Source organism: Erysipelothrix piscisicarius (assembly GCF_003931795.1).
GTDB lineage: Bacteria > Bacillota_I > Bacilli_A > Erysipelotrichales > Erysipelotrichaceae > Erysipelothrix > Erysipelothrix piscisicarius.
Genome location: NZ_CP034234.1, coordinates 1,044,083 through 1,059,496 on the forward strand (window position 1 = coordinate 1,044,083; position 15,414 = coordinate 1,059,496).

The window sequence follows — 15,414 nt, forward strand, 5'->3', positions numbered from 1 at the left end:
CGGAAGTGATAAAATGGAAATAAATTATATTAATCAATCAAATGATGACTTTTGGGACGCTTATGAGACGTATCTCAAGCCAATTTTGGAAGAGACTTTAAGCAAGACTGCTTTTGAGAAGGCAGTAGAAGTTAATGTTGTTTTAGTAGATGACCAAAGCATCCATAACTTTAATAAAGAATTCCGTAATATTGATCGACCTACAGATGTTTTAAGCTTTGAGGATGGTTCAATGGATGAGGAAGTTTTTATGATGGGGGATATTATTATCAGTGTTGATGCGATTCGCCGACAAGCAGAAGAATACGGGCACTCCCTTAAACGTGAGTTCTGTTTTCTCGTAGCACATGGGTACCTCCACTTATTAGGCTATGATCATCATACGCCGGAGGAGGAAGTCGTTATGTTTGGACTACAGAAAGAAATCTTGCATGATATCGCTCGCAAAGATTCTTAAACGTACCCGGAAAAAATTTAAGTCGGCATTTCAGGGTGTTAAGACCGGAGTGTTATACGATCATAGTATTCTGATACAACTGATTCTTGGATTCATTGCCATCATCGTTTTTGCGTTGATCGGGATTACTCCCGTTGAATGGATGTTTGTGGTGAGTGCAGTTTTTATGGTTCTGGTTACAGAATTTTTAAATTCAGCCGTAGAGGATATTTGTGATTTGCTTATTAAAAATTATAACTTGCATGTAAAAGAAATTAAGGACATTGCAGCAGGTGCAGTGTTGTTAGCAGCAATATATGCAATTATTATAGGAGTTATCGTGCTCACAAGGAGATTTATATGAAAGACGAACTCATTTCAAAAGCTTTTGAAGCAATGCGTAATGCCTATGCACCGTACTCGAATTACCATGTTGGCGCATGTCTTTTGACTCGCGATGGTAAGACGTTTGTAGGTGCAAATGTCGAAAATGCATCATATGGTGCAACAAACTGTGGTGAGCGAAGTGCTGTGTTTTCCGCTTATTCCCATGGATATCGACAAGCGGATATTGTTGGAATTGCAATCGTAACGGATGGCAGTCTTTTAGCAGGACCGTGTGGAATATGCAGACAAGTACTTTCAGAGTTGCTTGAACCGACAACACCGATCTATTTATCAAATGGCAACGAATCAATGACCACAAACATTGAAGAATTGATGCCATTAATGTTTGGAAAGAAGGACTTAAATGACATTTAAATCAGGATTTATTTCAATTGTTGGTCGTCCCAATGCTGGGAAATCAACATTAATTAATCAAATCGTTAAACAAAAAATAGCGATTGTTACAGAAAAAGCACAAACAACACGAGATGCGATTATCGGGGTTAAAACCGAAGAGGATTATCAACTTATTTTTATTGATACGCCTGGCATTCATAAACCAAAACATCAGTTGGGTGAACGAATGAATCGAACAGCCTATGCGCATTTTAAAGGCGTTGATTTGGTTTACTATATTATTGATGGTGCAGAACCATTTGGAACTGGTGATGAATTTGTCATTGAGCGATTAAGCAAACTGAAAATTCCCGTATTCCTAATTATTAATAAAGTTGATAAGATGAGCGAACAGGCTCTTTTAGAACGAATTGCTGCTTCGACTGATTTTAAATTTACGGAGATCATTCAATTTCAGCTTTAGAAAACAATAATGTTGATCGATTATTGGATGTGACTCTAAGTTATATGGAAGAGGTGTGATGTATTACCTAAAGATCAAGTGAGTGCATACCCCGAACAATTTATTATGGCTGAAATTGTTCGTGAAAAAATTCTTGAGTTAACAGAAGAAGAAATACCTCACAGTGTAGCAGTTGCGATTGAGCGAATAGTTAAGAAGAAGAATGCGACAATCATTAGTGCTGTTATCCTCGTTGATCGACCTTCACAAAAAGGGATCATTATTGGTAAACAAGGGAGTATGATTAAGCAAATAGGGGAACGTGCTCGTGGAGAGTTGGAAACAGTTCTTGGAGAAAAAGTGTTTTTGGAAACCTATGTTCGTGTTGAAAAAAACTGGCGTAATCGTGCTCGAATGTTAAATCAGCTTGGATATATTGAAACTGAATATGAACAATAAAGATATTGGATTCATTGTGTCAATTGTTCCTTTTCGTGAACATGATGCAATGGTCCATTTTCTTGGTTATGAATATGGATTGATCCGGATGATTTTGCCGGGTTATTACCGTGCAAAATCAAAACAAGGTCGATTGGGTTTAGAATTTTCAAAAGTTCAATATCGATTTAATTATCAAAATCAAAAATTAAATCGAATTATAGGTGGGGAATCAATCAATGCGTATTTACAAGTGCGACAAGATCTTGATTGGTTGATGTATATGTCGTTGGTATCGGAATTAACCGTCCGTTGTTATGATGCCAATACGCATGCTTCATTCTATAATTGGTTTGAAAATTGTATTGAATCCACAGATTTAAAAGTGCTTTGTATCAAGTATTTGGCATTTCTAATTCAATTACAGGGATTTACTCCAGATGTTGAAGGGTGTGTGGTGTGTGGAAATACTCACGTAAATGCATTCTCAATTGAACAGGGCGGTTATGTCTGTGCAACCCATGCGTACCATCAATTTAAAACGACGAAGTCATTAATGATTGCACTACTTGGAATATTTTCAGATCGTGATGTCGATGCATATTTAGAGACAATCAATCAATATGAGTTGTTAAAAATATTGGTTGAATATTTAGAATTTCATGGGGATTATAAATTTAATAGTTGGAAACTCATTTCTGATGTATAATAGAGGGAAAGCAATTGGAAGGTGAAAGAATGAAAAAATATGAATTTGAAACGATAGTAAACCATGTTAGAACAAGTGGTTTCGTTTTTCAAGGTAGTGAGATTTATGGTGGTTTAGCAAATACTTGGGATTTTGGTCCTTTAGGAATTGAATTAAAGCAAAATGTTAAGAAATTATGGTGGGAGTCTTTTGTTTCTCGAAATCCATATAACGTTGGGATTCAATCTGCTATTTTAATGAATCCATCAGTATGGCAAGCAAGTGGTCACTTAGACACTTTTAATGACCCTTTGATGGATTGTCGAAAATGTAATACGCGTCATCGCGCTGATAAACTTATTGAAGCGTTTTCGGAAACTGAAATTAATGCGGGTGTTATGAGCAATGACGAAATGGAATTGTATATTCAAGAACATCAAATTCCATGCCCTAATTGTGGTGGTCATGACTTTACAAACATTCGTCAATTTAATTTAATGTTTAAAACATTCCAAGGTGTTACGGAGGATAGTTCAAACGCAATCTATTTACGTCCTGAAACGGCACAGGGGATGTTTGTTAATTACCGTAATGTCCAACGTTCAATGCGTAAAAAACTACCATTTGGGATTGCGCAGATTGGTAAGTCATTTAGAAATGAAATTACACCAGGACAATTTATTTTTAGAACACGTGAGTTTGAACAAATGGAATTAGAATTCTTTGTGAAACCAGGTGAAGACCTTGAGTGGTATGAATATTGGAAGAAATTCGCAATGGATTGGTTAATTGGGCTTGGTATAAAACCTGAAAATCTACGTTTAAGAGAGCACGATGAAGATGAGTTATCACATTATTCTAAAGGAACAAGTGATATCGAATATCGTTTCCCATGGGGGTTTGATGAGTTGTGGGGCATTGCTGACCGTACTGATTATGACCTTAAACAACATCAAGAACACTCAAAAGTAAGTATGGAGTATTTAGATCCTGAGACAAATGAAAAATTTATCCCTTACTGTGTGGAACCATCTTTAGGGGTTGAACGATTAATGCTTGCGTTAATTTGTGAAGCCTATGATGAAGAAGAACTTGAAAATGATACACGTGTTGTAATGCATTTTTCACCAAAACTTGCGGCAACACAAGTGTGTGTGTTGCCGCTTTCCAAAAAATTAAGTGAACCGGCTCGTGAGGTTATGCATAAGCTAATGGGATCTTTTGCTTGTGATTTTGATGAGACGGCAAGTATTGGAAAACGATACCGTCGACAAGATGCAATCGGAACACCATTCTGTATTACATTTGATTTTGATTCTTTAGAAGATGAAAAGGTAACGTTACGCTATCGTGATTCAATGGAACAGGTTCGTGTAAGTGTGGACGAAGCGATTGCATTGATGCATGAAGAAATTAACAAATAAGAATAACGGGTGAGTGATATGAAGCGAATGCCAGAAGAATTGATCAATGACATTCGTGCTAAAACGGATATCGTTGATACCATTTCTCGATACATGACACTATCAAAGAAAAGCAAAAATTACTGGGGGGTTTGCCCTTTTCATGATGATAATAATCCATCTATGTCAGTCTCTCCAGATCGACAAATTTATAAATGCTTTGTTTGTGGAGCAGGCGGAAATGTTTTTTCTTTTGTAAAAGATTTTGAGAAAATTGGTTTCATTGATGCTGTCGTTAAAACTGCATCATTTATTGATGTTGATGTTTCAGAGTACGAACAGCAAAATATAGCACCGATAGACAATGAAAAATTAAAGTTATTTCAAGCACTTGATGAGACTCAAAAATTTACTGAATTTCAACTTTATACAAAGGCGGGTAAGGATGCATTAAGTAAACTTGAAGCACGTGGTTACAGTATGGAGTTGATAAAGAAATTTGGTATTGGCGTTGCATTTGGCGATAATCAATTATCAAAATATTTGTTAGCAAAAGGTTTTAACGAAAAAGAACTTGTGGATGCGGATTTAGTTCGGGTCTCCGAGCGTGGGGTTGAAGACGTGTTTTATCAGCGTATCATGTTTCCAATCTATGATCGACATGGGCGCGTAATTGCTTTTAGTGCACGGGCTCTAAATGATGATAATAAAGTTAAATATATCAATACTTCCGAAACGCGTTTATATACCAAAGGATTGACAGTTTATAATATCCACAATGCAAAAGATGCAGCACGTAAACAAGATTTTATTCTGGTAGCTGAAGGTGTTACCGACACAATTGCTTTTACCAAATCAGGCTTTGATAATACCGTTTCTTTACTGGGGGTCGCTTGTACCAATGAACAAATTCAAATGTTGAAACAGTGCAGTTCAAATATTGTTTTGGCTTTCGATGGTGATCGTGCCGGACTTGAAGCGACATATCAAGTTGGTTTGAAGTTACGTAAAGCACATTGTACAGTTACAGTATGGTATAATGATACGGGATTAGATCCAGATGAATGTATTCGTGAATTTGGAATTGAACGTGTTCAAAAAGGTGTTGCTGACCGTATTAATTGGCTAGATTTTTTAATGAGTTATGGAATTGGAAACTATGGTTTGGATTCATTTGATAATCGTAAACGAGTTGTTCAATTTATGATTGATCATTTAAAAGATGAAGACGAGTTGGAACAGAGCTATTACCTCAAGAAACTTTCTGACAAAACAAATTTTGAATATAGTGTGTTATCACAACAACTCAATGCGCGTAGTCTTTCGCTTGAACGTGATACCCACCGAATTCCGAATAATGTTGATCATGCGATGGAGTTTAATGTAAAAATTCCTGAAAGAGCAATTTTGAGACAAATGCTGATTTCTAAAGAAGCAGCATACCTATATCGAGATCAATTAGGCTTCTTAGTGTCCGATTTGGCAACTGATTTTGCACTAATAATTCTCGATTGTTATCGTAATCAAGAAGTTATTGAAATTGCAGATATTTTATCTTTAAACATATCTGATAAAATGAAAAAATTTGCTATCGATATCGAATCAAGCGACTTATTGCATGGCTATAATCGAGCAAGTATGGAACAAAATATTAATTTGATTCGGGATCATCTTGTCGTCATGGGAGTCCATGATATGAAGGGTCGGGTGCTTCAACAAGATAAGATTGATGATCAAGCAGCACTACTCGAAGAAGCAATAAAACAATTAAGAAATAAAAATAAGAGAGAAGGAGAACATTGATGGCAGCTAAAAAATTAAAAACATTAGAAGAAGTTAAAGAGAGTTTTCTAAAACAATATGAGAAAAAGCGTGTTCTATTAAATGATGATGTAGAAAAGGCGATTGATCACCTTAATTTGAGTGATGATGATTCTGAAGAGCTTTTTGAGTGGTTTACAGAAAAAGGCATTATTCTCAGTGATGATGAAGATGATATTGATGAGGAGGTAATGCTTGAAGCTGGTGAGCCGGATGTCGATGATGATTTTATTAGCGATGAGTCAGAAGAGGAAGATGAAATCTTTGACGATTCACTGAATAAAGTTGACCTTAGCTCATACGAAAATGAATTAACCAGTGCCAACATGGTTCGCATTAATGACCCTGTTAAGATGTATCTCAAGGAAATTGGTCGAGTTAATCTTTTAGATGCTAAAGATGAACCTGAAATTGCACGCCGACTTCAAGAAGGGGAGCAAGCTAAAGAATTTATCATTAATAAGTATAAAGAAATTGTGGATCCAGCAATTACGGATGAGGAACTTGCGGAGCGTCTAACGGAAAACCAAATTGGGTACTTTTTTGATGATTTCGAAGCGTACCTTACGGATAACGGTGATGAGGAAAATCTTGCCTTTTTAACTAACTGGGTTGCAACTTATTACGATGGGTTGGAGGCGCGACGCATCCTAATCTCTGCAAACCTTCGTTTGGTTGTTTCAATCGCTAAAAAATATGTAGGTCGTGGAATGTTATTCTTAGACTTAATTCAAGAAGGAAACATGGGTCTTGTTAAAGCAGTTGAAAAGTTTGACTATACAAAAGGCTTTAAATTTTCAACATATGCAACATGGTGGATTCGCCAGGCCATTACTCGAGCAATTGCAGACCAAGCACGTACGATTCGAATCCCAGTACACATGGTCGAAACAATTAATAAATTAACCCGAATTCAAAGATCACTAGTTCAAACGCTTGGTCGTGAACCAACAGCTGAAGAAATTGCAGCTGAAATGGAAAACATTACCCCTGAAAAAGTGCGTGAAATTCAGAAAATTGCTTTAGATCCAGTTTCATTAGAGACACCGATTGGTGAAGAAGATGATTCGCATCTTGGTGATTTTATTGAAGATAAAGATGCATTATCACCAGATGAGTATGCGAACAATCAACTTCTTAAAGAAGAGATTAAAATGGTTCTTGAAGGGTTAACGGAACGGGAAGAAAAAGTCTTACGACTCAGATTCGGTTTAGAAGATGGACGTACTCGTACGTTAGAAGAGGTCGGGAAAGAGTTTAACGTTACACGTGAACGTATTCGTCAGATTGAAGCCAAAGCACTTCGTAAGTTGAAACATCCTACACGATCAAAACGCTTAAGAGACTTTGTAGACAAACGATAATATGAAGCTTTCGAATCGACTTACAGAGATTTTTAATTTAATTCCTGATCAAGCACGTGTTGCTGATGTGGGAACAGACCACGGATTACTTCTTATCAAAGCGATCCAAGAGCATAAAGCGTCTTTTGGTTATGGTCTTGATATTGCAGAAAAGCCATTACAACAGGCACGTGAAAATGTCGAGCGTTTTGGATTAAAAGATAAAATTGAACTCCAGTTAGGTAATGGTCTTGAAGGGTTTCAGGGTGACGCTAATTGCTATGTTATTGCGGGAATGGGCGCTGAAACAATATGGTCTATAATTTCTAATTATAAATTTAATGAGAATGATACAATTATCATTCAATCAAATACAAAAAATGCTTGGCTGCGTCAAACCGTTAGTGAGCATGGATTTGCACTTATTGATGAACGATTTATTTTAGAGCGAGAAATTCCAGTATTTATTATGGTAATCAAGGTCTCGACGTCAAACCAGAGTGCATTAACACAGGAAGATGTGTTGATTGGTCCTATGTTAAAAAAACAACTTAATGAAGATTATCGAATCTATTTAACCAATCGCGCAAATCATCTATATTCTATTAAGAAGCATAATGTTGCTTTCGAAGAAGAATATAACACCATAAAGAATATTTTAGAAAAGGAGTGTTAATATGATGAATAATATTAATAAAAGATTTTTTGAACTGAATAAATTTAAAGATCTTACATCAGTTCAAGAAAAAGTTCTTAAAGAAATTAAGACTAAGCGTGATTTGATTGTTAAATCGGATACCGGTACAGGGAAAACGCATGCGTTCTTATTCGCTATTTTGGAACTTATTGATCCAACGGTAGAACAAACACAGGCTTTAATTCTTGCACCAACGCGTGAATTAGCGATGCAAATCCAGAGCTTTGCACGTGAAATTACTACTTTAGATGAACGCATTACGACCGAACTTGCAATTGGTGGTATGGACAATAGCCGTCTTAAAAAGAAAATTGAAAAACAACCGATGATTTTAATCACGACACCTGGGAAATTTATTGATATTTTAGGTTGGAGTGTTCTAAGACTCGATTTCATCAAGACTTTTGTTATAGACGAAACAGATATGATGTTAGACTATGGATTTATCAATGAAGTTGATACGATTGCATCAAGATTATCGAATGATACAATTTTTATGCTTTACAGTGCGACAATTCCAAGTGGGCTTCGTGCATTCATTAAAAAGTATCTAAAACACCCTATTGAAATCGTTTCAACAGAAGAAAAATTGAAACCAAGAATTGATCATATTCTCATTAATCAACGTCATCGTGATATGAATGAAGCAGTCCTTGACGTTTTATCAGCAATCAATCCATTACTTGCTGTTGTTTTCGCCAACACTAAAGTACAAGCAGGGGAAATTGCTCGATATCTTCGTGATTATGGAATTGAGTGTGTAGAGTTACATGGTGACGTTAGTGACCGTGGCCGTAAACAGGTATTGAATCAAATTAACAGCAAACGTGTTCAGTACATTGTTGCGACTGATTTGGCTGCTCGAGGTATTGATTTACCTGAAATCAGTCATGTCATTAATGCAGGGTTACCAAACCATGATTTAGATTTCTATACGCACCGATCAGGCCGAACTGGTCGAAGTGGTCGACAAGGATACAGTATTAGTATTGTTACCCAAAAAGATCAGGGTGCGGTAACGCGATTGATGAAAAAAGGTTTACGTTTTGAGTATAAACGCGTTAAAGACGTAGGTCTTGAAGATGTCCGTCCTTGGTTTAACCTCGAAAAACGTACCAAACAACTCGATCCAGAAATTGTCCAGGTGCTTCATCGTAAAAACGTGAAGGTTAAGCCTGGTTATAAAGTTAAGCGTAAACGAGAAATTGAACGTTTAACAAATAAGAAAAAACGTAATATGATTCAACAAGAAATTCGAGAACAGAAAAAAGAACGTGCAAAAGCAAAACAACGCGAACGTGCACTCGACACTGAGAAGTAGTGACTTAACGGGAGGTTTTGATGGGTATTTTTAAGCGACGTAAAAAAACTGACAATTATACAGGAAGCAGTGAACATTTAAAACAAGGATTAGATCTTGATAAGATGATTAATAATCGTCTGAAAATCTTTGTTGTGATTTTAATCGCCATCGCTGGGGGTCTTGTTTTTAGATTGTATAAAATTCAAATTGTAGGTCAGAATCATTATGAAGATTTACTAGCTAAATACTCATCGCCACCGGTTCGAATGCCAACAATGCGTGGTGAGTTTTTGGATTCAAGGACGTATTATCGTTTCAAATAAAGCTGTAAATTCAATAACCTATTATCCGTCAAAAATGCCTGAAGGCATGAAAGAGGAAGAAGTAGCGCTTAAGTTTGCAAAGCAGTTTGAAGTTAAAGATGAGTTGAATGAAGATGATTTAAAAGTATTATGGCTGAGAAAAAACAATCTTGGTGAAAGTCTTTTCACAGAAGAAGATCGCAAAATAATTAAAGAAACGGACATGGATCAGAGTGCCGTCGAGTCGTTAAAGAAAAGTAAAATTACGAAAGAGATGACTGATTCCCTTTCAAAAGATGATCGCCTTGCTTTTCAAGTGCAAGTTAAAATGGGAAACATTCAAATGGGGCAACCCTCAATTATTCTAGAGGAAGCCACGAATGAACAAATTTCGTATTTAGCGGAACATGCTGCTGAATTTCCCGGCTTCTCACGTACGACATCTTGGAAACGTGAACCCAATAAAGAAGTGGATTTAATGTCACTTATTGGTGATTTAGGGGATGTTCCATATGAAAAACGGGATTATTATGTTGCTGAGGGATATGAACTCAGCGAGCAGGTAGGAGCCTATGGATTAGAATACCAATATGAACAATTCCTTTCGGGTTATAATAGTGAATATGAACGAACCTCGGGAAGTAAGTTTAAACTTCAAAAAGATGGACGCAAAGGTAATGATATACGTTTGACTATCGACATGGATTTACAAAAAGAAATGGAAAAGATTGTTAAAGAGCGTCTTGATTATCAAAAAAGCATTGGTGAGCGTACAAAGATTAACAATCAAATTCATGTTGTAGCAACCGATCCTCAGACCGGCGACATTTTAGGTATTGTAGCAATGGTCCGTGGTAAAGACGGTAAATACTATAATGATCCTCAGTTAACGATGCTTCAAGGGTATCCTGTTGGGTCAACGATTAAAGGGGCGACAGTATACATGGGGTTGGATCAAGGGGTTATGAAACCCGGTGAGACCGTCAATGATACGCCTATGTATATTGAAGGGACACCACCAAGACATTCATGGCGTAATCTTGGAATTGTTGATGATCAGACGGCATTACAACATTCTTCAAATATTTACATGTTTAATGTTGCAATACGTCTTGGTGGATCTTCATATGTACCCAATGGACCACTTGTATTTTCGGATGCTGAAAAAACCTTTGCACTTATGCGAAATTACTACAGTCAATTTGGTTTAGGGGTTCGTACTCAAGTAGATTATCCGCGAGAAGAAATTGGTTATAAAGGCGGCACAAGCAATTCAGGGTCATTACTAGAATTTGCGATCGGTCAATTTGATAACTACAATGCAATGCAACTCAGTCAATACATCACGACAGTTGCTAATGGCGGATATCGATTACAACCTCATTTTGTAAAAGAAGCGTTAAATCATGATACGCACCGTCCTGTCTATCAAAACAATGTTAATATTCTTAATTCCATTGAAAATAAAGAAATGTTAGAGCGAGTTCGTTCCGGTATGCGTTTGTGTGCTTCCTCAAATATGTGTGGGGATCTTATTCCAACCGTACCATATAGTGCTGCAGCAAAAACTGGGACAGCGCAAGCGTATGATCCAGAGATTGGTTCCTATATCAATAATACATATGTTGCATTTGCTCCATATGAGCAGCCCAAAATAGCTGTAGCATGTATTGCACCGCTTGCTTATACTGAAGATTTATCGAATCCTGTTACAAATATTTGTACTTCAACAGGAGATCGAATTGTTGATGCTTATATGAATTTAAAATAATATATGCAATTAAAATAATATATGATATAATGAGTTGGCTAATAAATATTGGAGGTAACTATGAGAACTCAAGCGATTTTAGTTTGCACAGAATGTGGCGATGAAAACTATCACACAAGTAGAAACAAAAAAGTTCAATTAGAACGTATGGAAGTTACAAAATACTGCCCACGTGAGCGCAAACATACATTACATAAGGAAAAAAAATAAGCCTCTTTTGGCTTTTTTTTCTAGGTGAAAACGATGAAAGTAACATACAAGACATTAGGCTATGCAGCCACAAATACATATTACTTAAGTGATGGGAACCAAATGCTTATCATTGATCCATGTTTAGATCCACATCAAAATACTACCAATCTTTTAAAACCAACAGAGGGTTTTGAGGTTCTTGGCGTGCTCTTGACACACGGCCATTTTGATCATATTTCGGGTGTTGACGTTATCGTGGATACATTTAAGTGTCCGGTATACATGTATCATGAAGAAATTCACTATCTAAAAGATATGTCGTATAATTTATCAAATCAAACACCGGAGCCTTTTACGATCAATGCGAATCCGATTGCAATTGATTTGGAACCGTTAACAATCGGTCCTTTTGAATGTGATGTTGTTAAGACAGCAGGTCATACCAGTGGCTCTATTTCTTTTGTTTTTGATGATTTTATATTCGATGGTGATTTTATATTTGAACAAAGTATTGGAAGAACAGATTTACCTACCGGCAATATGAACGTCATGAATGCATCACTAAGGAGTTTTATAGCGGATTTTGGTGATATTGATTATATACTTTATCCTGGGCATGGGTCACCAACATCACTTTATAAAGAAATTGAAACCAATCATATTTAAAACCTAATCTATAGATTAGGTTTTTTTTATCTATTCTCGTAATTTAAGGTATGGAATATATTGATAAGAAATTACATGATTTATTAAAGATGGCACTTTCACAATCAATTACAGATATCCATTTCGACATTACGGAAATCTTTCAAGTGATTCGCATGAGACGCCATAAAAAAACGATTAGAGTAATCCATGATCGAGCAAACTCTATGAACACTTAAAATATATATCGCGTTTTGATTTAAGTTTAACAGACATTCCACAAACGGGGACGTTTAGTATGATTTTTGATCGAAAGTATTATTTTAGATTTGCTGCAATTGAAACGTTTGAAAGAAAAAATGGTGTTGTTCGGATTTTGAATATTGTATTGATTCATTCTGCCTACGAATGTATATCGAATAAGCGAATTGTAAAATCACTTTTAAAATCTTTTGAAGTAAACTCCGGTTTAATTCTATTTTCGGGTGTAACCGGGTCAGGTAAGTCTACAACCATGTTCAATGTTCTTAAGGAAATTACGACAGCATCCATTTACAGTGTTGAGAGTCCAATTGAGCATTTCTATAGCCATATTATCCAACTCGAGCCCATTAAATCACGACTTACTCAAGAAGATATTTTGAACCAACTTTTAAGGATGGATGCTGACATCATTGTGTTTGGTGAAATACGTACACGACAGGATTTAAGTCTATGTATTCGAGCTGTGAATATGGGGCATCGTGTATGTGCTACGATTCATGCGAGAAGTTCTTTTCATACAATCGATCGTCTCTTTGATCTTGGCGCAACGCGCTATGAAATTGAAACAGGATTAAACGGTATTTTATACCATTATCTGAAAAATACAAAAGGAGGGGCTATTTTTAAACATGAATTTTCAGATAAACTTCAAATTTATGACTACCTTAATCAAACATGTAAAAACGAACCTGTTGTCGATCTCTGAAACGGATAAATCAGTTTTAAGGCTTCTTGTCGTTGGTCTTTCTTTTCAAGAAATTAAATTTTACCTAAACATAAAAGATCAATCTTTCGATGCATACCTTCATCGAATCCTTCCAATCAATCTCTATGCACTTTATCCTCAAGTATCTGGAATTACACTTCTAAAGTTATACGATGAACTTAAAACACGAAAAGCTTATCGTTTCAAATTATTATGTCAATCGCTCGGATATTGGATTTTTCTTCACGCAGTCGTTTTATTTATGTTTGTATTTTACCGGAATCTATTGTATCCCGCTGTCGCCAAAGAACTTGAAGTATTTTCAAATAATCAGATTTATTCAAATGTTTCTCAAATATTGAGTCGAATTCTTTTGTATTTACAAATGTTGTTTCTAATACTCTTTATTTTAGCACTAAGTGTTTGTAGTCATAAAAAAATACGAATGATGATTGGTGCGGTGATCAATGGAATTTGGAAAGATAATTTGCTTGTTTTGTATCTATCGGAACAATTTTGTTTATTCTTCTCGATGATTTATCCTGAAACTAAAACAACACGTTTAACGCTTAAGTGTCTTCGAACTTCACTTTCTAAAACACTATCTGGTTCAATTGCATTTGAAATTGAACGTCTTTTGGAACAGGGTCAAGACATTTCAGATGCGTTATCACACGCTTCGCTCCATAGTTTAATTAAAAGCAATATGCGTGAGGGATTTCTATTTAATAATTTAGAATCGGTTTTCGTCACATGTTTAAATCTTACAGATATTCTTATATTGCACAATCTTACAAAAGTCATTCGAACATATAGGATGTTCGTCTCGATAAACATAATTATGATTGTGGTTATCTACTATGAACTAGTTATGATTCCACTTAAACTTATGGAGGGATTATGAAGCAAGGATTTACGCTAATTGAAATGGTACTTGTGATGACGATTGTCGCAATTATCTTTATGTTGACACTACCAAACATTCAAAAGACGATCACGATGGTAAATCGGAAAGGGTGTGATGCTCAGAAGAAAATCGTAGATGCAGCAATTATGCAATATAAAATAAATTATGATGAATTACCAACAACAATAGATCAACTGATTAATGCAGGTTATTTAAGAGCAAATCAATCTAAATGTTTCAACGGTGAGGGCATCCACATTGAAAATGGTCAAGCTGTATAATATACGTTTTAGCCTGTGTGAATTTCTTCTTATGGTATTTGTTGTGAGTGCATCGATTCCAGTATTTCTTTCGTTTCAAATTGAGATGAAGCACGAACCCAATTTGCTTGAGTATCAATTAAGTGCAATGGAAGATCTCGAAGTGGTTCCAATTCATGATAATCATTGGTTTAATGCGAATGGAAACATCAATAAAGGAGGGACAATTCAAATTGACGAGTACCGTTGTGTCATTCAACTTGGTTTTGGACGGTATCGCTGTGATTAACTGCTTTACTTATATAGAGGTGATGTATTGTTTATTTATTTTAAGTTTGATGACTTATTTATTGTGTCTGTTTTATGCATAGAGCTTATTCGTTAATTGAGTATCTCTTGTGTTTAGCAATTACACCTTTGTTAATGCTTGTTTTAAATCAGACTCTTGAACGGAGTTACATGCTTTTGGTTGAGGCACCGAGAATTAAACAGAATACTGTTTTTGAACTTCAGCTGCAACAGCTTTTAATTCGGAGTCGACGCGTAAAATGTGAAGCCAATCGGATATACTTTGAAAGAAACAATTTAGTTAATGAAATCAGTTTTAATGGGAAATATATTATTAAAAAACCAGGTTATGAGATTCTCTTGCATAATGTTACAGACTTTTCATGTGGAGGAAGTAGGGTGACTTATACGTTTGAAGCGAAAGAATACGAGTTTTATGGATGGTAATTTTGTCGGTTGCGCCAATGTCGTTTTTGTTATTTTATGTTTTTCAATTATTAAAGCATCAACACTCTATGTAAAGCATTATCGAATGAAGCAGACCATTAATAATATACAACAAAGGATCGAATTGGAACGACTGGTGATTGACCATTTTTGTTTTGAGGATGAGGATTTCATGTACGAAGATGTTAACTTTGAAGTTTTTGCACAAAAAAAAGATCAAAAAGTTTATGTTTCTATAAATGGTATTAGGTCATATCGGTTTTCTTATGATATAATTGATGATGGAAGTTTTAACTTAACTAAAATGGAGGATTAAT

The 15,414-nt window shown here is 35.7% G+C and carries 19 protein-coding genes and 1 pseudogene; all 20 read left to right on the plus strand.

Going from position 1 to position 15,414, the window contains the following annotated elements:
- The first annotated feature begins 13 nt into the window (after positions 1-13).
- The 20 genes and pseudogenes from ybeY to EEI45_RS05370 all read left to right on the plus strand — a co-directional run bounded on the left by ybeY (position 14) and on the right by EEI45_RS05370 (position 15,413).
- Complete coding sequence (ybeY, locus tag EEI45_RS05280) at positions 14-457, plus strand: rRNA maturation RNase YbeY (RefSeq protein WP_125164417.1); 444 nt, start codon at positions 14-16, stop codon at positions 455-457.
- A complete protein-coding gene (locus EEI45_RS05285; RefSeq protein WP_125164418.1) occupies positions 432-800 on the plus strand; it encodes a diacylglycerol kinase family protein in 369 nt (122 codons plus the stop codon). Before ybeY ends, EEI45_RS05285 begins: the two co-directional genes overlap by 26 nt.
- Positions 797-1,198: a cytidine deaminase gene (gene cdd, locus EEI45_RS05290; protein ID WP_125164419.1), complete on the plus strand. Its 402-nt coding sequence runs from the start codon at positions 797-799 to the stop codon at positions 1,196-1,198. The genes EEI45_RS05285 and cdd overlap by 4 nt, the downstream gene beginning before the upstream one ends.
- Positions 1,188-2,081, plus strand: a pseudogene (gene era / locus EEI45_RS05295) (GTPase Era). Before cdd ends, era begins: the two are co-directional and overlap by 11 nt.
- Positions 2,071-2,769, plus strand: coding sequence for a DNA repair protein RecO (recO, locus tag EEI45_RS05300; protein WP_125164420.1), 699 nt, complete (start codon positions 2,071-2,073; stop codon positions 2,767-2,769). Before era ends, recO begins: the two are co-directional and overlap by 11 nt.
- A gap of 29 nt (positions 2,770-2,798) precedes the next feature.
- Positions 2,799-4,172: a glycine--tRNA ligase gene (locus EEI45_RS05305; protein ID WP_125164421.1), complete on the plus strand. Its 1,374-nt coding sequence runs from the start codon at positions 2,799-2,801 to the stop codon at positions 4,170-4,172.
- Positions 4,173-4,190: 18 nt separating this feature from the next.
- Positions 4,191-5,954 (plus strand): DNA primase, encoded by a 1,764-nt coding sequence (gene dnaG / locus EEI45_RS05310; RefSeq protein ID WP_125164422.1) that lies wholly within the window; start codon positions 4,191-4,193, stop codon positions 5,952-5,954.
- Complete coding sequence (rpoD, locus tag EEI45_RS05315) at positions 5,954-7,336, plus strand: RNA polymerase sigma factor RpoD (RefSeq protein WP_125164423.1); 1,383 nt, start codon at positions 5,954-5,956, stop codon at positions 7,334-7,336. The genes dnaG and rpoD overlap by 1 nt, the downstream gene beginning before the upstream one ends.
- 1 nt (position 7,337) lies before the next feature.
- Positions 7,338-7,991: a class I SAM-dependent methyltransferase gene (locus tag EEI45_RS05320; protein WP_125164424.1), complete on the plus strand. Its 654-nt coding sequence runs from the start codon at positions 7,338-7,340 to the stop codon at positions 7,989-7,991.
- A gap of 1 nt (position 7,992) precedes the next feature.
- On the plus strand, positions 7,993-9,333 hold the full coding sequence (locus EEI45_RS05325) for a DEAD/DEAH box helicase (RefSeq protein WP_125164425.1): 1,341 nt from the start codon (positions 7,993-7,995) through the stop codon (positions 9,331-9,333).
- Between the two features lie 20 nt (positions 9,334-9,353).
- Complete coding sequence (locus tag EEI45_RS09275) at positions 9,354-9,638, plus strand: hypothetical protein (RefSeq protein ID WP_228410225.1); 285 nt, start codon at positions 9,354-9,356, stop codon at positions 9,636-9,638.
- Positions 9,598-11,388 (plus strand): penicillin-binding transpeptidase domain-containing protein, encoded by a 1,791-nt coding sequence (locus EEI45_RS05330; RefSeq protein WP_228410226.1) that lies wholly within the window; start codon positions 9,598-9,600, stop codon positions 11,386-11,388. Before EEI45_RS09275 ends, EEI45_RS05330 begins: the two co-directional genes overlap by 41 nt.
- Before the next feature lie 60 nt (positions 11,389-11,448).
- Positions 11,449-11,598: a 50S ribosomal protein L33 gene (gene rpmG, locus EEI45_RS05335; protein WP_125164426.1), complete on the plus strand. Its 150-nt coding sequence runs from the start codon at positions 11,449-11,451 to the stop codon at positions 11,596-11,598.
- A gap of 33 nt (positions 11,599-11,631) precedes the next feature.
- Positions 11,632-12,246, plus strand: coding sequence for an MBL fold metallo-hydrolase (locus EEI45_RS05340; RefSeq protein WP_228410227.1), 615 nt, complete (start codon positions 11,632-11,634; stop codon positions 12,244-12,246).
- A gap of 253 nt (positions 12,247-12,499) precedes the next feature.
- Positions 12,500-13,195 (plus strand): ATPase, T2SS/T4P/T4SS family, encoded by a 696-nt coding sequence (locus EEI45_RS05345; protein ID WP_267128164.1) that lies wholly within the window; start codon positions 12,500-12,502, stop codon positions 13,193-13,195.
- Complete coding sequence (locus tag EEI45_RS05350; protein ID WP_125164427.1) at positions 13,119-14,099, plus strand: hypothetical protein; 981 nt, start codon at positions 13,119-13,121, stop codon at positions 14,097-14,099. The genes EEI45_RS05345 and EEI45_RS05350 overlap by 77 nt, the downstream gene beginning before the upstream one ends.
- A complete protein-coding gene (comGC, locus tag EEI45_RS05355) occupies positions 14,096-14,383 on the plus strand; it encodes a competence type IV pilus major pilin ComGC (protein WP_125164428.1) in 288 nt (95 codons plus the stop codon). Before EEI45_RS05350 ends, comGC begins: the two co-directional genes overlap by 4 nt.
- 85 nt (positions 14,384-14,468) lie before the next feature.
- Entirely contained in the window at positions 14,469-14,651 is a 183-nt protein-coding gene (locus EEI45_RS05360) for a competence protein ComGD (RefSeq protein WP_228410228.1), read from the plus strand.
- Between the two features lie 74 nt (positions 14,652-14,725).
- Complete coding sequence (locus EEI45_RS05365) at positions 14,726-15,097, plus strand: hypothetical protein (RefSeq protein WP_125164430.1); 372 nt, start codon at positions 14,726-14,728, stop codon at positions 15,095-15,097.
- Positions 15,087-15,413, plus strand: coding sequence for a hypothetical protein (locus EEI45_RS05370; protein ID WP_125164431.1), 327 nt, complete (start codon positions 15,087-15,089; stop codon positions 15,411-15,413). The genes EEI45_RS05365 and EEI45_RS05370 overlap by 11 nt, the downstream gene beginning before the upstream one ends.
- The last annotated feature ends 1 nt before the right edge of the window (position 15,414 follow it).